Consider the following 23483-nt stretch of genomic DNA (forward strand, 5'->3'; position numbering starts at 1 on the left):
CGAGTCGGTTCGGATACGGGGGCGATCGTCGGCGATGGGGGACACCAGGCTGATCCAGGGCCGGTACCGGCTGCTCGATCTGATCGGGCGCGGGGGGATGGGCGAGGTCTGGCGTGCGAGGGACGAGTCACTGGGGCGGCAGGTCGCGGTCAAGTGCCTCAAACCCCTCGACACCCAGCCCGACCAGTCGTTCACCCGGGTCCTGCGGGAGCGGTTCCGGCGCGAGGCGCGGGTCGCGGCGGCCCTCCAGCACCGGGGCGTGACCGTCGTCCACGACTTCGGCGAGTCCGACGGTGTGCTGTTCCTCGTCATGGAGTTGCTGGAGGGCCGCAACCTCAGCCAGCTCCTGGAGGACAACAAACACCATCCGCTGGCCGTCCCCACGGTCGTCGAGATCGCCGACCAGGTGGCCTCCGCCCTCGCCTACACCCATCTCCAGGGCATCGTGCACCGTGACCTCAAGCCCGCCAACATCATGCTGCTCACCGACGGCACCGTGAAGATCTGCGACTTCGGCATAGCGCGCCTGGGCCGTGACGTCACCTTCACCTCCCGCCTCACCGGCACCGGCATCGCGATGGGCACCCCGCACTACATGTCGCCGGAGCAGATCGTCGGTGCCGAGGTCGACCGGCGCAGCGACCTCTACTCGTTCGGTTGTGTGCTCTACGAGATCGCCACCGGGGTTCCGCCGTTCGACCTCGACGACGCCTGGGCGGTGCTCATGGGCCACCGCGACACCGCGCCGACGCCTCCGCGCAGGCACCGCGACGAGGTGCCCGAGTACCTCGACCGGATCATTCTCGACCTCCTCGCCAAGGAGCCGGAGGAACGACCGTACGACGCCCGCGAGGTGGGTCGCCGGGTCGACGAGGGACGGACGGTGGCCGCCTCGGCACCGGCCCGCGCCCGCGGCACGGCCGTCGTCCCGCCCCCACCCGGCCCCGGTGCCGCTCGCGGCGCGGCCCGCCCCCACCCCGGGCGGCCGCCCTCGCGCGAACCGCGGCTGCCGTCCTGGACCCGGGGCATGACCACCGGCCACAAGGCCACCGGTACCGGGCCGGGTCTCACCCCGCCGGACCGCTCCGCCGGGCTCACCGGGGAGTGGATCGCCCGTCCTGTCGTCGGCCGCGCGGCACACCCCGCACAGGACGAACGTCCGGCCCCGTCACCGGAGTTGATCACCACCCTGGCGGGTCGGCACAACGCGGGCCTGAGCCTCGGACGCCTCGGCCGTTGGACGGAGGCCGGCGAGGTGCACCGCGCGGTCGCCGCCGAACGCGAGCACGCCCTCGGCCCCGACCACCCCGACACCCTCGCCAGCCGGTACGAGGTCGGCTTCACCCTCAGCCGCACCGGCCGGCCCGCCGACGCGCTGCGCGAGTTCGCCCACGTGGCCCGCGCCCGTGAGCACGTCCTCGGCCCCGACCACCCCGACACCCTCGCCGCCCGGCAGGAGTTGGCGTACGTGCTGGGCCAGTTGGGCCGTCATTTGGAAGCCCACCAGGCCTACACCTCGGTCCTCGCCGTACGCGAACGCCTGGCGGGCCCCGACCACCCGGACACCCTGCGCTGCCGCCACAACCTCGCCTTCAACCTCAGCAGGCTCGGCCGCCTGGAGGACTCGTACCGCATGGCGAACGACGTGGCCGCCGCCCGCGCCCGGGTGCTCGGCGCCAACCACCCCGACACCCTCGTCACCCGATACGAACTCGCCTACGCCCTGGGACAGTTGGGCCGCTGGCCCGAGGCGCTGCGGACCTACCAGCAGGTCGCCGACGCCCGCGCCCAGGCCCTCGGGCCCGACCACCCCGACACGCTCGCCGCCCGCCACGAGGTCGGCATCAGCCTCGGCAGGCTCGGCCGCAGCGCCGACGCGCTCACCCTCTACCGCGCCCTCGTCGACGACCGCACCCGCGTCCACGGCCCCGCCCACACCGAGACGCTCCGCGCCCGCCACGGCCTCGGCGTCAACCTCGGCCGCCTCGGCCGCTGGGAGGAGGCCCTCGCCGAGTCCCGTGAGGTGTGCGCCCTGCGCGAGCGCGTCCTCGGCCCCGACCACCCCGACACCCTCGTCAGCCGCCGCGAGGTCGCCGTCGGCCTCGGCTGGCTCGGCCGCTGGCCCGACGCCCTCACCGAGTACCGCCGAGTGGCGGACGCCCGCGAACGGGTCCTCGGCCCCGACCACTCCGACACCCTGGCCAGCCGCAACGACGAGGCACACTGCCTGGAACAACTCGGCCGCGGCCAGGAGGCGGTCGAGCTGTACCGCCGAGTGGCGACGTTACGCCGACAACGGACGACCGACCACCACTGACCCCCGGGCAGGCCCCGGGCAGGCCCCGAGGCCGACGACCGCTCACACACCAGGCACCGCCGCCGTACGGAGGGCGCGTCGGACCGCCGTGTCCACCCGTGCGGCCACCGAGGACACCGCCCCCGTGCGCCCCGGACCAGGGCCCCGAGCCATTGATCCACCTGGCACGCCCCCCTGGCCGACCTCGATCATGGCGTGTTACCAAGAGCCATGCCTGCCACCCCCGCGCCTTCAGCACCGTCCGGTCGCCCGAGTGGGACCCGGCCGCACGACTCGTACGACGCCGTGATCGTCGGAGGCGGTCACAACGGACTGGTCGCCGCCGCGTATCTCGCGCGCGCGGGCCGTTCCGTACTCGTGCTGGAGCGGCTGGACCACACCGGCGGAGCCGCCGTCTCCACGCGCCCCTTCGCCGGGGTCGACGCCCGGCTCTCGCGGTACTCCTACCTGGTCAGCCTGCTGCCCCGCAAGATCGTGCGGGATCTGGACCTCGACTTCCGCGTCCGCGGCCGCACGATCTCCTCGTACACCCCCGTCGAACGCGACGGCCGCCCCACCGGTCTGCTCGTCGGCGGCGGCGAGCGCCGCACCCGCGAGGCCTTCGAGCGGCTGACCGGTTCGGGCCGCGAGTACGAGGCCTGGCAGCGGTTCTACGGGATGACGGGCCACGTCGCCGAACGGGTGTTCCCCACGCTCACCGAGCCCCTCCCCACCCGCGACGACCTGCGCCGACGCGTCGACGACGAGGAGGCGTGGCGGGTGCTCTTCGAGGAGCCGATCGGCGCCGCCGTCGAGGCGGCGTTCGCCGACGACCTCGTGCGCGGTGTCGTCCTCACCGACGCGCTCATCGGCACCTTCGCGGACGCCCACGACCCCTCGCTGCGCCAGAACCGCTGCTTCCTCTACCACGTGATCGGCGGCGGCACGGGCGCCTGGGACGTGCCCGTCGGCGGCATGGGCGCCCTCACGGACGCGCTGGCCGGCGCCGCGCGCGAGGCCGGTGCCGTGATCGCCACGGGCCACGAGGTCCGGCGGATCGCCACGGACGGACACTCGGCCGAGATCACCTACCGGACCGCCGACACGGAGGGCGCGGTCGCCGCCCGGCACGTCCTGGTCAACGCCTCACCGCAGGAGCTGGCCGCCCTCACCGGCGACGAACCGCCGATTCCGGCCGAGGGCGCCCAGCTCAAGGTGAACATGCTGCTCAAGAGGCTCCCGAGGCTCCGGGACGAGTCCGTCGACCCGCACGAGGCCTTCGCCGGGACGTTCCACATCGCCGAGGGGTACGACCAACTGGCGGCCTCCTACGCCCAGGCCGCCTCCGGCACCCTGCCCGAGGCCCCGCCCTCCGAGATCTACTGCCACTCCCTCACCGACCCGACCATCCTCGGCCCGGAGCTGGTGGAGCAGGGATACCAGACGCTCACTCTCTTCGGACTGCACACCCCCGCGCGGCTGTTCGAGGCCGACAACGACGCCGTGCGCGAGGAACTCCTCCGGTCGACCCTCGCCCAGTTGGACGCCCACCTCGCCGAGCCCCTCGCCGACTGCCTGGCCACCGACGCCGACGGCCGCCCCTGCATCGAGGCCAGGACCCCCCTCGACCTGGAACGCGACCTGGGTCTCCCGGGCGGCAACATCTTCCACCGCGACCTCGCCTGGCCCTACGCCCGGGAGGACGTCGGCCGCTGGGGCGTGGAGACCCGTCACGCCAACGTCCTGCTGTGCGGCGCGGGCGCGGTGCGCGGCGGCGGGGTGAGCGGAGTGCCCGGCCACAACGCGGCGATGGCGGTCCTGGGGGAGTGAGGCAGGGGCACCGCCGATCGCCCAAGCCATTGTCCGGTCGCCCGACCACCCCTGCCAAACAATCCGACGTGCGCTGAAATCGATGGCGCGAGCGGCGACGGGGGGCCGTTCACGGGGGAAGGGGCCCTGCTGATTGCCCGCGATCAGCAGGGCCGCGCCCCGTAAGGGGCGCGGGGAACTGCGCGACCAGCCCCCACAAACCCGCACCCGCCACACAACCTCCACCCGCTCCCCCTGAGGCGCTCAAGGCCGCGCTGGGCCCCGCCCAGCCAAATCTGACGAGGCATCAGAAAACCCCTTCCCTCGTCCGGAGGACTACGGCATCCTGCGCACCATGCAGACGGAGCTGAGCAACACCCTCGGAGTCCAGTACGCCGTCTTCGGCTTCACCCCGTTCCCCGCGGTCGCGGCAGCCATCAGCCGGGCCGGCGGCTTCGGGGTGCTCGGCGCGGTCCGCTACACGGCCCCCGACGACCTCAAGCGCGACCTCGACTGGATCGAGGCCCACGTCGACGGCAGGCCCTACGGCCTGGACGTCGTGATGCCGGCCAAGAAGGTCGAGGGCGTCACGGAGGCCGACGTCGAGGCGATGATCCCCGAGTCGCACCGCCAGTTCGTGAAGGACACCCTCGCCCAGTACGGCGTGCCCGAACTCGCCGAGGGCGAGGCCTCCGGCTGGCGCATCACCGGCTGGATGGAAGAGGTCGCCCGCACCCAGCTCGACGTCGCCTTCGACTACCCGATCAAGCTGCTCGCCAACGCCCTCGGCTCCCCGCCCGCCGACGTCGTCGACCGCGCGCACGCCCAGGGCGTCCTCGTCGCCGCGCTCGCCGGCAGCGCCCGCCACGCCCGCAAACACGCGGACGCCGGCATCGACATCGTCGTGGCCCAGGGCTACGAGGCCGGCGGCCACACCGGCGAGATCGCCTCCATGGTGCTGACCCCCGAGGTCGTCGACGCCGTCGCCCCGCTGCCGGTGCTCGCCGCCGGAGGCATCGGCAGCGGACAGCAGGTCGCCGCCGCCCTCGCCCTGGGCGCGCAGGGCGTCTGGCTCGGCTCGCTCTGGCTCACCACGACCGAGGCCGAACTGCCTTCGCCCCGGCTGATCGAGAAGCTGCTCGCCGCCGGTTCCGGCGACACCGTCCGCTCCCGTGCCCTCACCGGCAAACCCGCCCGCCAGCTCCGTACGGAATGGACCGAGGCCTGGGACGACCCGGCCGGACCGGGCACCCTGCCCATGCCCCTCCAGGGCCTGCTCGTCGCCGAAGCGGTCTCCCGCATCCAGAAGTACGAGGTGGAGCCGCTGCTCGGCACCCCGGTCGGGCAGATCGTCGGCCGGATGAACAGCGAACGCAGCGTCCAGGCCGTCTTCGACGACCTCACCCGGGGCTTCGAGAAGGCCGTGGACCGCATCAACCGGATCGCCGGAAGGAGCGAGGGACAGTGAGCCAAGCCTCCCAAGGCCAAGCCCCCCGAAGCCAACCGCCCCAGGGCTTCTGGGCCCAGGCCACCACCGACCCCGACCGTACGGTGCTCATCGCGCCGGACGGGGAGGGATGGAGCGCCGGACGGCTGCACGCCGAGACCAACCGGCTGGTCCACGGACTGCGCGCGGCCGGACTCGAACGCGGCGACGCCTTCGCCGTGGTCCTGCCCAACGGCGTCGAGTTCCTCGTCGCCTATCTGGCCGCCACCCAGGCCGGTTTCTACCTCGTGCCCGTCAACCACCACCTCGTGGGCCCCGAGATCGCCTGGATCGTCTCCGACTCGGGCGCCAAGGTGCTCATCGCGCACGAGCGGTTCGCCGAGGCCGCCCGCAACGCCGCCGACGAGGCGAAGCTCCTCGACAGCCGCAGGTACGCCGTCGGCACGGTCGAGGGCTTCCGGCCGTACGCCGAACTCCTCGACGGGCAGCCCGAGTCGGCGCCCGCCGAGCGCACCCTCGGCTGGGTCATGAACTACACCTCGGGCACCACCGGACGCCCCCGGGGCATCCGGCGCCCCCTGCCCGGCAAGCTCCCCGAGGAGTCCTATCTCGGCGGCTTCCTCGGCATCTTCGGCATCCGGCCGTTCGACGACAACGTCCACCTGGTCTGCTCACCGCTCTACCACACGGCCGTGCTCCAGTTCGCCGGCGCGTCCCTGCACATCGGGCACCGGCTGGTGCTGATGGACAAGTGGACGCCCGAGGGGATGCTCCGCGCGATCGACGCCCACCGCTGCACGCACACGCACATGGTGCCGACCCAGTTCCACCGGCTCCTCGCACTGCCCGAGGAGGTGCGCGCCCGCTACGACGTGTCGTCGATGCGGCACGCCATCCACGGCGCCGCGCCCTGCCCGGACCATGTGAAGCGGGCCATGATCGAGTGGTGGGGCGAGTGCGTCGAGGAGTACTACGCGGCCAGTGAGGGCGGCGGCGCCTTCGCCACCGCCGAGGACTGGCTGAAGAAGCCGGGCACGGTCGGCAAGGCCTGGCCCATCAGCGAGCTGGCGGTCTTCGACGACGACGGCAACCGGCTGCCGCCCGGTGAACTCGGCACCGTCTACATGAAGATGAGCACCGGCGGCTTCTCGTACCACAAGGACGAGGGCAAGACACGGAAGAACCGCATCGGGGACTTCTTCACCGTCGGCGACCTCGGTCTCCTCGACGAGGACGGCTATCTCTTCCTCCGGGACCGCAAGATCGACCTGATCATCTCCGGCGGCGTCAACATCTACCCCGCCGAGATCGAGGCCGCCCTGCTCACCCATCCCGCCGTCGCCGACGCCGCCGCCTTCGGCATCCCGCACGACGACTGGGGCGAGGAGGTCAAGGCGGTGGTCGAACCGGCCCCCGGATTCACCCCGGGGCCGGTCCTGGCCGAGGAGATTCTTTCCCACTGCACCCGCCGGCTGGCCGGGTACAAGCGCCCGAGGAGCGTCGACTTCACCGAGGCGATGCCCCGCGACCCCAACGGCAAGCTCTACAAACGCCGACTGCGGGAGCCGTACTGGGAGGACCGGGAGAAGGCCGTCTGAGCCCCCCACCGCCGACCCACGGACGAGACCGTGGGTCACGCCTTGCGCGCGACTCCGCCCACCGCGATGACCTCGCCGTGGAGCGGGGTCGCGGGCCCGGGGCGCCAGTCGTTCAGCGGTACCACTCCCGGTGCCACCAGCTCCAACCCGTCGAAGAACCCGGCGAGTTCGGCGGGGCTGCGCAGGTGGTAGGGGACCGCGCCGCTCTCGTTGTAGCGGCGGGTGGCCTCCGCGTTCGCCTCGTGCGTGTCCACGCTGTCGTTGAAGGCGAACCAGCTCCCCGACGGCAGTGCGTCCAGCAGCGCGCCGACGATGGCGCGCGCCTCGGCGTAGTCGGCGATGTGACCGCTGACCTGCATCATCGTCAGCGCGACCGGTCGGGAGAGATCGAGGGTCCGCGCGGCCTCCCGCAACACGGTCGCGGGGTCGTGCAGATCGGAGTCGACGTAGTCGGTCGCCCCCTCGGGCGTGCTGGTGAGGAGCGCCCGCGCGTGGGTCAGGACCAGCGGGTCGTTGTCCACGTAGACGACCCGCGCGTCCGGGGCCGTCCGCTGCGCGATCTCGTGCGTGTTGTCCGCCGTCGGCAGCCCGGTGCCGATGTCGAGGAACTGGCGTATCCCCGCCTCACCGGCCAGGAAGGCGACCGCCCGGCCGAGGAACGCCCGGGAGTCGCGGGCGAGATCGGTGATGCCGGGGAACACCGCGCGGAAGGCGTCGCCCGCCGCGTGGTCGACCGGGTAGTTGTCCTTGCCGCCCAGCCAGTAGTTCCAGATCCGGGCCGAGTGCGGCACCGACGTGTCGATCATGGTCGTCGAATCCGTCTCCCGACGTAACGAGTCCTGCGCCACCGAGGGGCCTCCTCATGAGGAACGGTTATATGCCCATGGCATGAGTGCTGCCAGAAGAATGGTGCCGCCCGAAGCGGGACGGCACCACATCCCCCCGCTCATTGGCTCACACGCACCACCTTCAGCTTCGGCGAGGACAGGATGTCCTTCTCGCAGAAGCGGGAGGTCACCCACTTCTCCGCCGAGAACAGCCGCGTCTGGTCCAGGTGATGGGGCGAATTCGGGTTCGAGGACTGCGAGTACGTCAGCAGCGTGCGGGCCACCGGGCAGCGCCCGCCGTCCCAGCCGACCGCCTGGATGTGGCTGGAACCCGACGAGACCTCCGGGTAGCCGCCCTCGGCCCCGCGCCACGCCGACTCGATCTTGTTCCACACGCCCAGCGACTCCGTCCCGCCGGACACCGGGATGCGCAGGCCGTTCCGTACGACGAACTGGTGGTCACCGAGTTCCGCGTCCAACGCGACGCCCGCCGCCCGCAGTTCCGTCACCGTCTCCGCCAGGGCCGTCGCGAAGCCGGGCGCGTCGGTGTTGAGCGTGTTCGGCGTGTTGACCGGGTCCGCCGCCGAGAACGGCACCTTCCACAACTGCGGGCGCGGCACCATGGCGTTCAGCCGCCGCCAGAACCGGTCGAAGAGCAGCGCGCCCCGGCTGTCGGCGTCGACGGTCCGGTCCCAGGACCGCAGCACCCGGCACGCCTCGGACACGTCCACCACCTCACCGTCACCGGTCGTCGCCGTCCCGCCCGGCAGCGCGGCACACGCCCGCGCCACGTCGTCGGCCGCGAGATCGGCTGCGGGCACCCGGTTGGCGAACTGCTGCCGCTGGAGGTCCCGTACGGTCAGGCCGCCCCGGTCGGCCATCGCCGCCACGTCCTCGATCGCGCCGCGCGTGCGCAGCGACCGCTGGGTGCCGACATTGCCGAAGATCCGCTCGTACCCCGTCAGCGGCCGGTCCGCGTTGGCCAGCCACGCGCTGTCGTTGGAGTTCTCCGCGTACGGCGCGTCCTTGAGCGTCGGCATCCGCGCGGGCCCGAAGACCCCCGGCTGCACGGCGTCGGCGTCGCTGCCGAGCGCGCAGTCCCCGCGCGAGCCGTCGAGGATCGCGACACCCGCCGACGGATAGGTGGCCCGGCCAAGCGGCGTCGAGCAGCGCGCCGCGAGGTCGTCGGTGATCCGGGGGAGGGTCTGCGACTGGGTGAACAGGGTGTGCCCCGCGGAGTCGGCGGCGACGGTGTTCACCCACGGCAGGCCCTGGTGCCGGGCGAGCGACGTGAGGATGCCCGCGGTGCCGCGCGCCTTGGCGAAGCCCAGCGAGGTGTCGGTGAAGCGCATGTTCGCCGCGTTGGGGTCGTGCATGGCGTACGCGGTGCCGGCCGTCCAGGGCAGCGGAAGGTCGGCGCCGAGGGAGGTGACGACCGGGCCGTACCGCGTCCACCACTGGGTGCGGGTGACCGGGGAGCCGCCCTTCACCCCGACGGACACGGTCCGCTTCGTCATCCGCTCCGGCCGGCCGTCCACCAGATACGCGGTCGGGTCGGCCGGGTCCAGCGTCAGCTGATGGAGGTTCATGGGGACGCCGGTGGCCACGGTGTGGCTCCACGCCACCTTCTCGTTGAACCCGATCTGGGTGATCGGCGAGCCGAGCAGCGCCCCGCCGGAGACGTTCAGTTCACCGGGGATCGTCTGCTGCGCCTGCCAGAAGCGGCGCCCGCCGGCCCAGGGGTAGTGCGGGTTGCCCAGCAGCAGGCCCCGGCCGCCTGCCGTGGTACCGCCGCCGAAGGCGACGGCGTTCGAGCCCATGTCGGCGTTCGCTATGTCGAACAGTTCGCTCGCGGCGCGGGCGGCGCTCTTCGGGTCCGGCGCGGCGGCCGTCCCCGGGGCTCCGGCGGCGGGCGGCTGCGCGGTGGCGATGGTGTCCACCAGCCGACCTTCGCCGCCGAGCACGGCCAGGGCGTACGCCCGCGAGAACACGTCGAGTGTGGAGACCGGCCGCACCCAGGCGGCGCCCTTGCACGCCGGGTCGCTGATCCGGTTCTTCCTCAGCCAGGCGTTGTAGCCGGCCGCCCAGCCCCGCATCAGGTCCTTGACCGCGCGGCTCGGCCCCAGCGGCTCGGGCTGCTCCAGCAGCCGCCGCACGGTGCCGGCGTCCCGGACACCGCGGAAGTACAGGTCGCTCGTGAGGTTCCTGGAGGCGGAGGAGAGCGAGAAGTCGGGGGCGGCGTCGGGCCCGAAGTGGCGGGAGCGCTCCCCCCGCACGGTCACGAAGCCGTCGGCGAGCACGCACACCTGGTCGGCGGCCTGCGCCCAACCGGTGCCGAAGCCCAGGTTCGCGTAGTCCTTCGCCACGATGTGCGGTACGCCGTACTCGGTGTAGCGGATCACGGCGGACAGCCCGCCGTGGGACGTGCGCTGCCCCCCGGCCCGCTCGCCGTCGGTGGCGGCGGTGGCCGAGGGCAGTACGGCCGAAGCGGTGAACAGAGCGACGGCCGAGACCACCAGCTGTCTCAGACGGGTGCGCATGGGCGACTCCCAACGTCGTCGGAGGAAGAGAGGGTTGAGCATGTCGACACGTGTCTGCGTAGTCCATACGGGTGATGGATCTTCCCTCAAGGTGACTCACCGTCCGAAGGTCCGGGTTGAGCGACTTCCCGCCATGTGCGCCGGACACCGGCCGTACGGCCGGTCCGCTTGACCTGGCTCGCGCGACGGAACGAGGATCGCGACAGACCCTGGACGAAGGAGAGCGGGACATGACGGCTGGTCGCAGCGTGACGGTCGACGGGACGCTGCGGCGCAGCGCCCGGCGCACCCCCGCCCGCGTCGCGATCCTCTACGGCGAACGGTCCTGGACCTACGCCGAACTGGACGACGCCGTCTCCCGCGCCGCCCGCGCCCTGCGCGACACCGGCCTCGAACCGGGCGACCGGGTCGCCGCGTTCGGCCACAACTCGGACGCCTACCTCATCGCCTTCCTGGGCGCCGCCCGAGCCGGCCTGGTCCACGTCCCCGTCAACCAGAACCTCACCGGCGACGATCTCTCCTACATCCTCGACCAGTCCGGCAGCACCCTCGTCCTCACCGACCCGGACCTGGCCGGTCACCTCCCCGACGGCACCCGCACCCTGGCGCTGCGCGACACCGACGACTCGCTCCTCGCCCGGCTCGCCGCCACCGAGCCGTACGACGGGGAGGAGCCCCGCGCCGAGGACCTGGTCCAGCTGCTCTACACCTCGGGCACCACCGCGCTGCCCAAGGGCGCGATGATGACGCACCGCGCGCTGGTGCACGAGTACCTCAGCGCCATCGCCGCCCTCGACCTCCAGGCCGGCGACCTGCCCGTGCACTCCCTGCCGCTCTACCACTCCGCGCAGATGCACGTCTTCCTGGTGCCCTACCTCGCGGTCGGCGCCACCAACACGATCCTCGACGGCCCCGACGGCGACCGGATCCTGGACCTGGTGGAGGAGGGCCGCGCCGACAGCCTCTTCGCGCCGCCCACCGTGTGGATCGCCCTCGCCAACCGTCCCGACTTCGACACCCGCGACCTCGGCGGGCTGCGCAAGGCCTACTACGGGGCGTCGATCATGCCGGTGCCCGTCCTCGAACGCCTCCGGGAGCGCCTGCCGAAGCTGGCCTTCCACAACTGCTTCGGCCAGAGCGAGATCGGCCCGCTCTCCATGGTCCTCGGCCCTTACGAGCACAAGGGCCGGATGGACTCCTGCGGGCGTCCTGTCATGTTCGTCGAGGCCAAGGTCGTCGACGAGGACGGCGAGGAGGTGCCCGACGGCTCTCCCGGCGAGATCGTCTACCAGTCGCCCCAACTCTGCGAGGGCTACTGGGAGAAGCCGGAGGAGACCGCCGAGGCCTTCCGTGACGGCTGGTTCCACTCCGGGGACCTCGCCGTGCGGGACGCCCACGGGTTCTTCACCGTCGTCGACCGGGTGAAGGACGTCATCAACTCCGGTGGTGTCCTGATCGCCTCCCGCCAGGTCGAGGACGCGCTCTACACCCACGACCGGGTGGCCGAGGTCGCCGTCATCGGCCTGCCCGACGACCACTGGATCGAGGCCGTCGCGGCGGTCGTCGTCCCCCGGGGCGAGGCGAGCGAGGACGAACTGATCGCCCACGCCCGCGAGAAGCTTCCCCACTTCAAGGCGCCGAAGAGGGTCTTCTTCGTGGACGAACTGCCGCGCAACGCCAGCGGAAAGATCCTCAAGCGCGAGCTGCGCAACCGCTTCGCACGCCCCTGACCCCGAGGCCGCCTCGGCGCGGCCGTCGCGGGCAGGGCGCGCTGGGCGCCGCCCGTGCACCGCTCACGCGTCCGCCGCCCGTGCACCGCTCACGCGTCCGCCGCCGCCGCCACCGAGCGCGCCCAGCGGTAGTCCGCCTTGCCGCTCGGGGAACGCCGGATGGAGTCGGTCAGGACCAGCTGGCGGGGGATCTTGTAGCCGGCCAGGCGGGTGCGGCAGTGGGTCTGGATGTCCTCCAGAGACGGCCGCGCGGCCCCCTCGCGCAACTGCACCACGGCGGCCACATGGTTGCCCCACCGCACGTCCGGCACCCCGGCGACCAGCGCGTCGTAGACGTCCGGATGGGCCTTGAGCGCCTGCTCGACCTCCTCCGGATACACCTTCTCGCCACCGGTGTTGATGCACTGCGAACCCCGGCCGAGGACCGTGACGACACCCTCCTCGTCGACGGTGGCCATGTCGCCGAGCAGCACCCAGCGCTCGCCGTCCCGCTCGAAGAAGGTCTCGGCGGTCTTCCGCGGGTCGTTGTAGTAGCCGAGGGGGACATGGCCGCGCTGTGCCACCCGCCCCGGCACACCGACCGGGACCGGCTCGTACGTCGCCGGGTCCACGACCTGCGTACGCGAGTGGACGCGGATGCGGAAACCGTCGCCGGCGCCCGCGTCCTGGGTGGCCGTGCCGTTGAAACCGGACTCCGACGACCCGAAGTTGTTCAGCAGCATCGCGTTCGGCACCAGCGCCTGGAACTGCTGCCGGACCGTCTCCGACATGATCGCCCCGGAGGACGACACGTTGAACAGCGACGAGCAGTCGGTGCCCTTCATCGGGCCGCCCAGCGCGTCGATCAGCGGGCGCAGCATCGCGTCGCCGACCAGCGACACACTGGTCACCTTCTCCCGCTCGATCGTGCGCAGGACCTCCTCGGGCACGAACTTGCGGTGGATCACGACCCGTTGCCCGAAGTTGAACCCGATGAACGCGGTGAGCGTGGATGTGCCGTGCATCAGCGGGGCGGTGGGGAAGAACGTGATCCCGTCGCCCCCGGCGGCGACCCGCTCGGCCAGCTCCTCCGGCGACTTCACCGGCTCCCCGGTCGGCGCGCCGCCGCCCAGCCCCGAGAAGAACAGGTCCTCCTGACGCCACATCACCCCCTTCGGCATGCCGGTGGTGCCGCCGGTGTAGATGATGAACTGGTCGTCGCCCGAGCGCGCCGGGAAGCCCCGCCCGGCGGACGCGCCGGCCTCCGCCTCGGTGAAGGCGACGGCGTCGAGGGCGGGCGCGTCCGGCGCGGGGATCCCCACCCGCACCAGATGCCGCAGCTTCTCCGTCCGCGGCAGCGCGGCCGCCACCCGCTCCGTGAACTCGGCGTCGAAGACCAGGCCGGCCAGATCGGCGTCGCGGTAGAGATAGACCAACTCATCTTCCACGTAGCGGTAGTTGACGTTGACCGGCACGATGCGGGCCTTGAGGCAGCCGAGCGCGGTCTGGAGGTACTCGACGCCGTTGTAGAGGTGCAGGCCGACGTGCCGGCCGGGCTCGATCCCCCGGTCGAGCAGATGGTGGCCGATCCGGTTCGCCGCCGCGTCCAGCTCCGCGTAGCTGAGCCGGCGGGCCGCGCCCGTACCCGGGATGTCGAGGCACACGAGCGCCGCCCGGTCGGGGACCACGTCGACGACCGACTCGAACAGGTCGGCAAGGTTGTACTCCACCGCACTCCTCCTGACCCCGCTGCCCCTCGGTTGCCGGTCATCAGAGCAAAGGGCGGCACAACTGTGAAGAGTCCACGCACAGAAATCTGACTGCCTGTCAGAAAACCCTTGAAGTGCCGACGCGCCTACTGCAACCTGTTCTCGTTTCCTGTGGACGAAAGGACACCGGATGGGCGGCACCGAACACCTCACCGTGCGACGCGAAGGCGCCACACTGGTGCTCACGCTCAACAGGCCCGAGGCCAAGAACGCGCTCTCGCTGCCGATGCTGGTCGGCCTGTACGACGGCTGGATCCAGGCCGACGAGGACGAGGAGGTCCGCTCGATCGTCCTCACCGGGGCCGGCGGTGCCTTCTGCGCCGGGATGGACCTGAAGGCCCTCGCGGGCAAGGGGATGGAGGGACAGCAGTACCGGGACCGGCTCACGGCCGACCCCGATCTGCACTGGAAGGCGATGCTCCGCCACCACCGGCCCCGCAAACCGGTCGTCGCCGCGGTCGAGGGGCACTGCGTCGCCGGCGGCACCGAGATCCTCCAGGGCACGGACATCCGCGTCGCCGGCGAATCGGCCACCTTCGGCCTCTTCGAGGTCAGGCGCGGGCTCTTCCCGATCGGCGGCTCCACCGTCCGCCTCCAGCGGCAGATCCCCCGCACGCACGCCCTGGAGATGCTGCTCACCGGGCGGCCCTACAGCGCGCGTGAGGCCGCCGGGATCGGCCTCGTCGGGCATGTCGTGCCCGACGGCACCGCCCTGACCAAGGCCCTGGAGATCGCCGAACAGATCAACGCCTGCGGACCGCTCGCGGTGGAGGCGGTGAAGGCGTCCGTGTACGAGACGGCCGAGATGACCGAGGCGGAGGGGCTGGCCGCCGAGTTGAAGCGGGGGTGGCCGGTCTTCGACACGGCCGACGCGAAGGAAGGTGCCCGGGCCTTCGCCGAGAAGCGGGCCCCTGTCTACAAGCGGGAGTAGGCGCACTGCCCGGGGATGTCGTATGTCGGCCGCGGGTGGGTCGTGGCTGGTCGCGCCCACGCGGCGGAGCCGCATATCGACACAGCCCCGCGCCCCCAAAAAGAAGGGCACGTCTCCGTGCCCTCATGTGAAGGAGGCAACCTCCGATGTCCGCGATCCTCAAGGCCCCTCTCACCGTCGAGTTTCCCTTCACCCGCTCTGTCGGCCCCGTACAGAGCGCCTTCCTCACGGGATTGCGAGAACGGGTCGTCCTCGGTGTGCGCACCGGAGACGGCCGGGTGCTGGTCCCGCCCGTCGAGTACGACCCCGTCACCGCCGAGGAGATCCGCGATCTCGTCGAGGTCGCGCCCACCGGGACCGTGACCACCTGGGCCTGGAACCACGAGCCACGCCGGGGGCAGCCGCTCGCCACCCCCTTCGCCTGGGTGCTGGTGCGGCTCGACGGCGCCGACACGGCCCTGCTGCACGCCCTCGACGCGCCCGGCCCCGACGCCGTACGCACCGGCATGCGGGTCCGCGTGCGGTGGGCCGAGGAGCGGTCCGGCGCCATCACGGACATCGCCTGCTTCGAACCGTACGACGGCGAACCGGAGGAACCGGCGGGCCACAGCGGTGTCCTCGACGACGCGGTCACCGGCATCGTCGCCGCCGCCCGCCTCGACTACACCTACTCGCCCGGCCGCGCCCAGACCGGCTACATCGAGGCCCTCGGCGACCGGCGCATCGTCGGCGAACGCTGCCCGTCCTGCCGCAAGGTGTACGTCCCGCCCCGGGGCGCCTGCCCGACCTGCGGGGTGGCCACCGAGGAACGGGTCGAGGTCGGCCCGGCCGGCACGGTCACCACCTTCTGCATCGTCAACATCAAGGCGAAGAACCTCGACATCGAAGTCCCCTACGTCTACGCCCACATCGCCCTCGACGGCGCCGGACTCGCCCTGCACGGCCGGCTCGCCGGCATCCCCTACGACCAGGTGCGCATGGGGCTGCGCGTGGAGCCGGTGTGGACCGAGGGCGCCCGCTACCCCGACCACTACCGGCCCACCGGCGAACCCGACGCGGACTACGACACGTTCAAGGAGTTGCTGTGACGCGCGAAGAAGCTCCGGGCGCCCGTGACATCGCCGTCGTCGCCTTCGCCCAGACCGACCACCGGCGCACCAGCGACGAGCTCTCCGAGGTGGAGATGCTCATGCCGGTGCTGCACGAGGTCATGGCGCGCACCGGACTCAGGACCGCCGACATCGGCTTCACCTGCTCCGGCTCCAGCGACTACCTCGCGGGCCGTGCCTTCTCCTTCACCCTCGCCCTCGACGGCGTGGGCGCCTGGCCGCCGATCTCCGAGTCCCACGTCGAGATGGACGGGGCGTGGGCGCTGTACGAGGCCTGGGTGAAACTCCGCACGGGCGACGCCGACACCGCGCTCGTCTACTCCTACGGCAAGTCCTCCCCGGGCTCCGTACGCGACGTCCTCACCCGGCAGCTGGACCCCTACTACCTGGCCCCGCTCTGGCCCGACTCCGTCGCCCTCGCCGCCCTCCAGGCCCAGGCCCTCATCGACACGGGAGCCACGGACGAGCCGGCGCTGGCGGCGATCGGCGCCCGCAGCCGCGCGGACGCCGCCGGCAACCCCCATGCGCAGCTGCGGGGTTCGGTGCCGCAGGGCGACTACCTCGTCCGTCCGCTGCGCACCGGGGACTGCCCGCCCATCGGGGACGGAGCCGCCGCCGTGGTCCTCGCGGCGGGGGAGCGCGCCCGGGAGCTGTGCGAGCGGCCCGCCTGGATCCGGGGCATCGACCACCGCATCGAGGCGCACGGCATCGGCGTGCGCGACCTGACCGACTCGCCGTCCACCCGGATCGCCGCCGAGCGCGCCGGCGTCTTCGAACGACCCGTCGACACCGCCGAGTTGCACGCCCCGTTCAGCTCCCAGGAGGTGATCCTGCGGAACGTGCTGGGGCTCGACGAGACCGTGTGCGTCAACCCCTCGGGCGGGGCACAGGCCGCCAACCCGATCATGGCCGCCGGACTCGTCCGCATCGGTGAGGCCGCCGCCCGCATCCATCGGGGCGAGTCCGACCGGGCGCTGGCGCACGCCACCTCCGGCCCCTGTCTGCAACAGAACCTGGTCGCCGTACTCGAAGGGGATCCCCGATGAGCAAGGAGCCCGTGGCCGTCGTAGGCGTCGGCCAGACCAAGCACGTGGCGGCGCGCCGGGACGTGTCGATCGCCGGGCTCGTCCGGGAGGCCGCCCGACGGGCCCTCGACGACGCCGAGTTGGACTGGGCCGACATCGAGGCCGTGGTCATCGGCAAGGCGCCCGACTTCTTCGAGGGCGTGATGATGCCCGAGCTGTACCTCGCGGACGCGCTCGGCGCGGTGGGCAAGCCCATGATGCGGGTGCACACCGCCGGCTCGGTCGGCGGCTCCACCGCCCTGGTGGCCGCGAGCCTCGTCGCCGCCCGTGTCCACGGCACGGTGCTCACCCTCGCCTTCGAGAAACAGTCCGAATCCAACGCCATGTGGGGGCTGTCCCTGCCGATCCCGTTCCAGCAGCCGCTGCTGGCGGGCGCCGGCGGCTTCTTCGCCCCGCACGTGCGCGCGTACATGCGGCGCAGCGGTGCCCCCGACACCGTCGGCTCCCTGGTCGCGTACAAGAACCGCCGCAACGCGCTGAAGAACCCGTACGCCCATCTCCACGAGCACGACATCACGCTGGAGAAGGTCCAGGCCTCGCCCATGCTGTGGGACCCGATCCGCTACTCGGAGACCTGCCCGTCCTCCGACGGGGCCGTGACCATGGTCCTCACCGACCGGGCGGGCGCCGCCCGCGCGCCCCGGCCGGCCGCGTGGATGCACGGCGGCGCCATGCGCAGCGAACCGACCCTCTTCGCGGGCAAGGACAGCGTGTCGCCGCGCGCGGGACGCGACTGCGCCGCCGACGTCTACCGGCAGGCGGGCATCGCGGATCCGCGCCGGGAGATCGACGCTGTGGAGATGTACGTGCCGTTCTCCTGGTACGAGCCGATGTGGCTGGAGAATCTGGGCTTCGCCGCCGAGGGCGAGGGGTGGAAACTCACCGAGTCCGGTGTCACCGAACTGGACGGGGACCTTCCGGTCGACATGTCCGGCGGTGTCCTCTCCACCAACCCCATCGGCGCCTCCGGCATGATCCGGTTCGCCGAGGCCGCGCTCCAGGTGCGGGGCCTCGCCGGAGAGCACCAGGTCGAGGGCGCCCGGCGGGTGCTGGGCCACGCCTACGGCGGCGGTTCGCAGTTCTTCTCGATGTGGCTCGTGGGCGCCGAGCCGCCCGCGACCTGAACCTCCCCCTCACTCGGCCTGTGCGCGGTGGGGGTCGATCGCTAGTCTGGCGGGCGGACGACGAACCGGGAGGAGCACGGACGTGGCCGAGACCACCATGCAGCAGCGATCCCTCGACGGCTGGCACAAGCCGGCGCAACTGGACCTGAGCAACGCGGACTGGCGCTCGAGCAGCCAGGGGCGGGGAGATGTCCAGATCGCCTTTGTCGAGGGCTTCATCGCCATGCGCAACAGCGGCAGCCCCGAGAGCCCCTCGCTGATCTTCACCCCCGCCGAATGGGGCGCCTTCGTGTCGGGGGCCCGTGAGGGCGAGTTCGACCTGACCTGAGCCGCCCTGCGTGCCGAGCGGTGGGCGGCGGGGCCGCCCACCACCGGCGCGACCTCCCCGTCCGGGGCCCGCCGGGTCACGGGCCCCTCCGGCACGGCGCCCGCGGCGGGGGCTAATGGATGGCGGCTCACCTATCATTAGCTCCATGGAGCACTCGATCAGCGGGGACGCACAGCTCGCCCTGGATCTCGCCCTGACCCTCCGCCACGACGGCAACGGGGGCGTCGCCGACGACCTGACCGACGTCATGGGACTCGCCACCTGGGTCCGGGCCCACGCGGACTCGGTGCCGGCCACGGCCGGCACGGCCCTCGACGAGGCCACGCTCACCTCCGTACGCGACCTCCGCGGCGCCGTCCGCGCCCTCTTCGCCCGCGCCGTCAGCCCCGGCGAACCCAGCCCCGCCGACGCCACCCGGCTGCTGCCCCTCCCGGAGGCCCTGGCGCTCCTCAACGAGGCCGCCGCCCTCACCCCCACCGTCCCGGTCCTCACCTGGGCCCCCGGTGCCGACCCCGTCGTGCACCACCGGCCCGCCACCGGCGAGGACACGCTCACCGCCGCCCTCGCCCGCGCCGCGCTGGCCTTCCTGGCGAGCCCCGAGCGACAGCGGCTGCGCGCCTGTCACGCACCACGCTGCGTGCGCTACTTCCTCAAGGAACACCCCCGCCAGGAATGGTGCAAACCCTCCTGCGGCAACCGCGCCCGCGTGGCCCGCCACCACGACCGCCACCGGAAGACCGCGGCCTGACAGCGGAGGCGGCCCATCGCGGCGCTCCCTCGGCTCCACCGCCGGACGGCACGCCGTACCATTGCGGCATGTCCTTCCTCCGCCGCCGCAGTGCCACGCCCGCCGGGCCCGATTTCGACGTACTGGCCATGGATCCGGGCGATTGGCCGGGCAATCTCGGTGCCGGTCTGCTGCCCGCCCCCGACGGGAGCTGTCAGGGCGTCTTCCTGCGCTACGACCTCTTCGGCGGCCGCGGCCCCGCGATGATCATCGGCAACCTCCCGGAGGGCTCCCCGGCGCGCGAGGTCGCCGACGACGAGATCCCCTTCGAGGTGGCCCAGCTGCTGATCGCGCTGGAGAACGAGGAGGAGATCACCGTCGTCGGCTCCGAGGACCTCCCGGTGATGCAGGGCGACAACCTGCTCATCGTCCGCCGCCTCAAGCTCTCCGAGTCCCGGATCTCCTGCGTCCAGTTCGACCGCAGCGACAACGTCCTGGTGACCATCGCCGCCTGGGACCGCCCCATCACCGACGACCTGTACGCACTGCTCAAGCCCCTCCCGGCGGAGCTGTTCCAGCAGGCCTGACCGACGACGAGGACGAACACGGGGAAGGGCCGGGTGCGCGCACCCGGCCCTTCCCCGTCTCCTCGCACTCACCCGGCCGGCAGCACCCGCACATCCGCCGCCCGCACGAACGCCACCCGGTGACCGAACTGGATCTCGTAGTAGAGGTCCTTGCCGACCACGAACCGGTGCCCGCTCGTGTCGAAGGTGACGGCGTAGTAGTACTCGCCGGGCACCAAGCCCCCGGTGACGTACTTCTGCCCCTTGAGGAGCTTGTACGGCCACGGCGACACCGCCTGCGCCGGCACACCCGCCGGGTACGCCGCCGCCTCCGGATAGGCCCGTCCGTACACCGGGATGTCCGCCAGACCGTCCCGGGGCGTCACCACCAGCCCGGCCGCGCCGACCGCCGTCGGCTTGTTCGGCGGGTTGCGGAACCAGGCCTTCTGCCCCAGGAACCAGATCGCCGTCCAGTCGCCCTGCCGCTCAGCGACCGCGTACTGCTGCCCGGTGGAGACCCGCGACCCGAGGTCGTTCACATCGGTCGTCGAGACGCTGCCGTCCGGCCGCAGTCCGATGTCCTTGATCAGGGGCGAGGTCACGTCGGGGCGGCTGTAGAGGCGGACGGCGCTGGAACCGTGCACCGCGCAGGTCGCGCCGCCGGACCCGCACCCGGTGAACACGGGCCGGTTGTCGGCGTAGTCCGGGAGGACGGTGACCATGGTGCTGTCGCCGCCGGCCGTCGCGCCGAGCGGCTTGCCCAGCAGCTCGAAGTAGTGCCGCCAGTCCCAGTACGGACCCGGGTCGGTGTGCATCCCCGGGATCGTCGCCGTCGTCGGACCGGGCACCGTGTCATGGCCCAGGATGTGCTGCCGGTCCAGCGGGACGTCGTACTTGTCGGCCAGGTACCGCACCAGCCGCGCCGACGTACGGTACATGGCCTCCGTATACCAGGCGTCCGGCGAGGCGAGGAACCCCTCGTGCTCCAGACCGATCGACCCCGTGTTGACGTACCAGTTGCCGGCGTGCCAGCCCACGTCCTTGTGCTTGATGTGCTGCGCGATGTGCCCGTCCGTGGAGCGCAGCGAGTAGTGCCACGACACGTACGTCGGGTCCTGGACCAGTTCGAGGGTGGTGTCCCAGTAGCCCTCGGTGTCATGGACGACGATGTACCGGATGGGCTGTGCGTTCGGCCGGTCGGCCAGGTCGTGGTTGCCGTAGTCGTTGTCGCCGAACTCCTGGTACGGCGCCGGGATCCACTCGCAGGACACGGTGGTCGGGCACTGGGCACCGGTGGCGGACTTGCGCAGCCCCGTCCGGGACAGCTGGCCCGTGTCGGGGGCGAGGTCCGGGTCGGCGGCCAGGGTCACCCGCTGGCCGGCGTCCGTGACGCGCTCGGCGCCGGCCCGGATGACCGCGAACACCTCGTTCGCGTACGCCGCCGCCGTGCCCCGGTCGTCGGCGCCCGAGAAACGCGCCACCGCCCCGTACCAGTCGGCCGGATCGGCGCTCGGCTCCGCGCCGAGCTGCCGCTGGGCGGCGGCGAGCAGCGCCGCGCCGCCCGCCACGTTCGCCCCGGCGTCCGTGCGCAGCGTTCGCGCGGGCAGCCCGGTCAGCTCGGCCGCCTTCGTCAACGTCCGCAGCCGGGCCGGGAGTTCCGACGGCTCCGGCAGACGCGCCTCGGGCACCGGGAGCGGCCGGGACTCGTCGCCACGCGCGTCCTCCGCGCCCTCGCTGTGGTGCGGGGCTCCGGCCAGGGCCGTGCGGGCGTCGGTGAGATGCATGGGCCCGTAACCGCCGGTCACACTGGGCGCGCCACCGTGCGTGTCCCAACGGGACTGGAGGTAGGAGACGCCGAGCAGGACACTGCGCGGTACGCCGTACCTCTCGGCCGCGGCGGTGAACGCCCCCTGTAGACCGGTGGGGGCCGACGGCCCGCTCCCCGGCGGGGCGGCACCCAGCAGGGGCAGCAGCAGGACACCCGGTGCCACGGCGAGCGCCGCTCTGCGGACACGTCTGGGACGCGGGGTGGGCCTGCGGTCGGTGGGGGATCTTCGCAAGGCGGCCTCCTCTAACGGTGGGGCGTTGGCGGGGCGGCGGACCAAGGGCTCCTCCCGCGGGCGAAACCGAGCGCGGGGGAGTGCGTCAGTGCTATCGGTCGGCCGACGATCCGTCAATCATGCCCCCAGGAGGGCGCTTCCCCGGTGATTGCCGGACGCACGGCAGGCCCCGGGTCATGACGAAGGTCCGCGGCGTGCGCCCTTGCGCAGGCACACCGCGGACCTTCGTATCCCCTCAGCGAGTGCCGACCGCCGCCCGTACCGCCTTGCGGGCCAGCTGGCAGTCGTCGTGCAGCCGCCTGAGCAGCAGCCGCTGTTCCTCGCCGGACGGCGCAGCACCCGGGTGGGCCTGACCCGGTGCCGCCGGGGTCGTGTCGTGCATCGAACGCTGCACGGCCGTCTCGTAGGTACGGATCTCGCGGGTCAGCACGAGCATCAGGTTCACCAGGAACGCGTCCCGGGAGGCCGGGCCCGCCGACTGCGCCAGCTGGCTGATCTGCCGCCGTGCCACCGGTGCGTCCCCGAGCACCGCCCACAGCGTCGCCAGGTCGTACCCCGGCAGATACCAGCCCGCGTGCTCCCAGTCCACCAGCACTGGACCGGCCGGTGAGAGCAGGATGTTCGACAGGAGGGCGTCGCCGTGACAGAACTGGCCCATGCCCTGACGGCCGGACGCGTGTGCGATGCCGTGCAGCAGCTTCTGCAGATCGCCCATGTCCCGGTCGGTGAGCAGACCCAGCTCATGGAAGCGGGAGATCCGCTCCGCGTAGTCCAGCGGGGCGTCGAACGTCCCCGCCGGCGGCCGCCACGCGTTCAGCCGGCAGATCGCGCCGAGCGCCGTCCGGATGTCGGCGCGCGGTGGCGCCTCCACCGGATGCCGCTGGAGGGCCGCCACCCGCCCCGGCATCCGCTCGATGACCAGGGTGCAGTTGTCCGGGTCCGCCGCGATCAGCCTCGGCGCCCGCACGGGGGGGCGGTGCCGGACGAACGAGCGGTATGCGGCTATTTCGTGCCGGAGCCGCTCCTCCCAGATCGAGGAATGATCCAGTAAACACTTGGCGACGGCCGTGCTGCGCCCTGTCGTACCGACGAGCAGCACCGAGCGGCCGCTGCGGCGCAGCACCTGGACCGGGGTGAACTCCGGACAGATGCGGTGCACCGACGCGATCGCCGTGCGTAGCTGCGCGCCCTGGGGGCCGGACAAGTCGAGTCTCCCGCTGAGCGGTTGGGTGCCGAGCCCCGGCACGCGCCGCGTCCGGCCGCCACCGAGCATGGGGGCCGCCGTACGCGTGGGGTCGAGGTAGGGGCCGCCGCTGCCCGGCTGACGGGGGTGCAGCGACCGGGGAGGAGCGGACACGGAGGACGATGCTGCGTACATGGGGGAAGACAGATCCCTTCGTGTGCCGGCGATGTCACGCGCTGCCCGCCCCGGCCGTACCGGGGACACCCTGGGGAGTGCCCGTCGGGGCGACCGGGTCGGGGTGGCGCTTTCCTACCTGACACCCGATGGGCCCTGGCACACCATCTAGCGCACCCTGGCGAAGCCTGGCGAATAGTC

At 72.4% G+C, this 23483-nt stretch carries 17 protein-coding genes; 12 read left to right on the forward strand and 5 right to left on the reverse strand.

The genetic code is table 11. The features are described 5' to 3' along the window. Positions 1-34: 34 nt before the first annotated feature. The 4 genes from ACZ52C_RS31205 (at position 35) to ACZ52C_RS31220 (ending at position 7150) form a co-directional block, all read left to right on the forward strand. Positions 35-2317, forward strand: a complete 2283-nt coding sequence (locus ACZ52C_RS31205) for a serine/threonine-protein kinase (RefSeq protein WP_469077880.1) — start codon at positions 35-37, stop codon at positions 2315-2317. 210 nt (positions 2318-2527) lie between these two features. Then, complete coding sequence (locus tag ACZ52C_RS31210; protein ID WP_469077881.1) at positions 2528-4126, forward strand: phytoene desaturase family protein; 1599 nt, start codon at positions 2528-2530, stop codon at positions 4124-4126. Positions 4127-4460: 334 nt separating this feature from the next. Beyond that, positions 4461-5573, forward strand: coding sequence for an NAD(P)H-dependent flavin oxidoreductase (locus ACZ52C_RS31215; protein ID WP_469077882.1), 1113 nt, complete (start codon positions 4461-4463; stop codon positions 5571-5573). Further along, positions 5570-7150, forward strand: a complete 1581-nt coding sequence (locus tag ACZ52C_RS31220; RefSeq protein ID WP_469077883.1) for an acyl-CoA synthetase — start codon at positions 5570-5572, stop codon at positions 7148-7150. The genes ACZ52C_RS31215 and ACZ52C_RS31220 overlap by 4 nt, the downstream gene beginning before the upstream one ends. A gap of 35 nt (positions 7151-7185) precedes the next feature. On the opposite strand, the gene ACZ52C_RS31225 is transcribed toward ACZ52C_RS31220, so the two are convergent. Continuing rightward, positions 7186-7998, reverse strand: coding sequence for an SAM-dependent methyltransferase (locus ACZ52C_RS31225; protein ID WP_469077884.1), 813 nt, complete (start codon positions 7996-7998; stop codon positions 7186-7188). Positions 7999-8096: 98 nt separating this feature from the next. After that, entirely contained in the window at positions 8097-10517 is a 2421-nt protein-coding gene (locus ACZ52C_RS31230) for a penicillin acylase family protein (protein ID WP_469077885.1), read from the reverse strand. Positions 10518-10747: 230 nt separating this feature from the next. On the opposite strand from ACZ52C_RS31230, the gene ACZ52C_RS31235 reads away from it, so the two are divergent. Continuing rightward, positions 10748-12247 (forward strand): acyl-CoA synthetase, encoded by a 1500-nt coding sequence (locus ACZ52C_RS31235; RefSeq protein WP_469077886.1) that lies wholly within the window; start codon positions 10748-10750, stop codon positions 12245-12247. A gap of 89 nt (positions 12248-12336) precedes the next feature. Here the strand turns inward: ACZ52C_RS31235 and ACZ52C_RS31240 are convergent, their stop codons facing one another. Continuing rightward, on the reverse strand, positions 12337-13956 hold the full coding sequence (locus ACZ52C_RS31240) for an acyl-CoA synthetase (protein ID WP_469077887.1): 1620 nt from the start codon (positions 13954-13956) through the stop codon (positions 12337-12339). A gap of 169 nt (positions 13957-14125) precedes the next feature. Here ACZ52C_RS31240 and ACZ52C_RS31245 point away from each other — a divergent pair, with 169 nt between their 5' ends. The 7 genes from ACZ52C_RS31245 (at position 14126) to ACZ52C_RS31275 (ending at position 19886) form a co-directional block, all read left to right on the forward strand. Continuing rightward, on the forward strand, positions 14126-14926 hold the full coding sequence (locus ACZ52C_RS31245; protein ID WP_469077888.1) for a crotonase/enoyl-CoA hydratase family protein: 801 nt from the start codon (positions 14126-14128) through the stop codon (positions 14924-14926). A 146-nt stretch (positions 14927-15072) separates the two neighbouring features. Beyond that, positions 15073-16014, forward strand: coding sequence for a Zn-ribbon domain-containing OB-fold protein (locus tag ACZ52C_RS31250; RefSeq protein ID WP_469077889.1), 942 nt, complete (start codon positions 15073-15075; stop codon positions 16012-16014). Next, on the forward strand, positions 16011-17081 hold the full coding sequence (locus ACZ52C_RS31255; RefSeq protein WP_469077890.1) for a thiolase domain-containing protein: 1071 nt from the start codon (positions 16011-16013) through the stop codon (positions 17079-17081). Before ACZ52C_RS31250 ends, ACZ52C_RS31255 begins: the two co-directional genes overlap by 4 nt. Next, positions 17078-18244 carry a thiolase domain-containing protein gene (locus ACZ52C_RS31260; RefSeq protein ID WP_469077891.1) on the forward strand — a complete coding sequence of 389 codons (1167 nt, stop codon included), beginning with the start codon at positions 17078-17080 and terminating at the stop codon, positions 18242-18244. The genes ACZ52C_RS31255 and ACZ52C_RS31260 overlap by 4 nt, the downstream gene beginning before the upstream one ends. 82 nt (positions 18245-18326) lie before the next feature. After that, a complete protein-coding gene (locus ACZ52C_RS31265; protein ID WP_045555673.1) occupies positions 18327-18572 on the forward strand; it encodes a DUF397 domain-containing protein in 246 nt (81 codons plus the stop codon). A 145-nt stretch (positions 18573-18717) separates the two neighbouring features. Continuing rightward, entirely contained in the window at positions 18718-19320 is a 603-nt protein-coding gene (locus ACZ52C_RS31270) for a CGNR zinc finger domain-containing protein (protein WP_469077892.1), read from the forward strand. A 68-nt stretch (positions 19321-19388) separates the two neighbouring features. Next, positions 19389-19886, forward strand: coding sequence for a hypothetical protein (locus tag ACZ52C_RS31275; RefSeq protein ID WP_086800778.1), 498 nt, complete (start codon positions 19389-19391; stop codon positions 19884-19886). A gap of 68 nt (positions 19887-19954) precedes the next feature. Here ACZ52C_RS31275 and ACZ52C_RS31280 read toward each other — a convergent pair whose 3' ends face one another. Beyond that, positions 19955-21925 (reverse strand): N-acetylmuramoyl-L-alanine amidase, encoded by a 1971-nt coding sequence (locus ACZ52C_RS31280; protein ID WP_469077893.1) that lies wholly within the window; start codon positions 21923-21925, stop codon positions 19955-19957. A 235-nt stretch (positions 21926-22160) separates the two neighbouring features. After that, a complete protein-coding gene (locus ACZ52C_RS31285) occupies positions 22161-23303 on the reverse strand; it encodes an aminoglycoside phosphotransferase family protein (protein ID WP_469077894.1) in 1143 nt (380 codons plus the stop codon). Between the last annotated feature and the right edge of the window lie 180 nt (positions 23304-23483).

It is taken from the genome of Streptomyces sp. NPDC034049 (genome assembly GCF_055575575.1).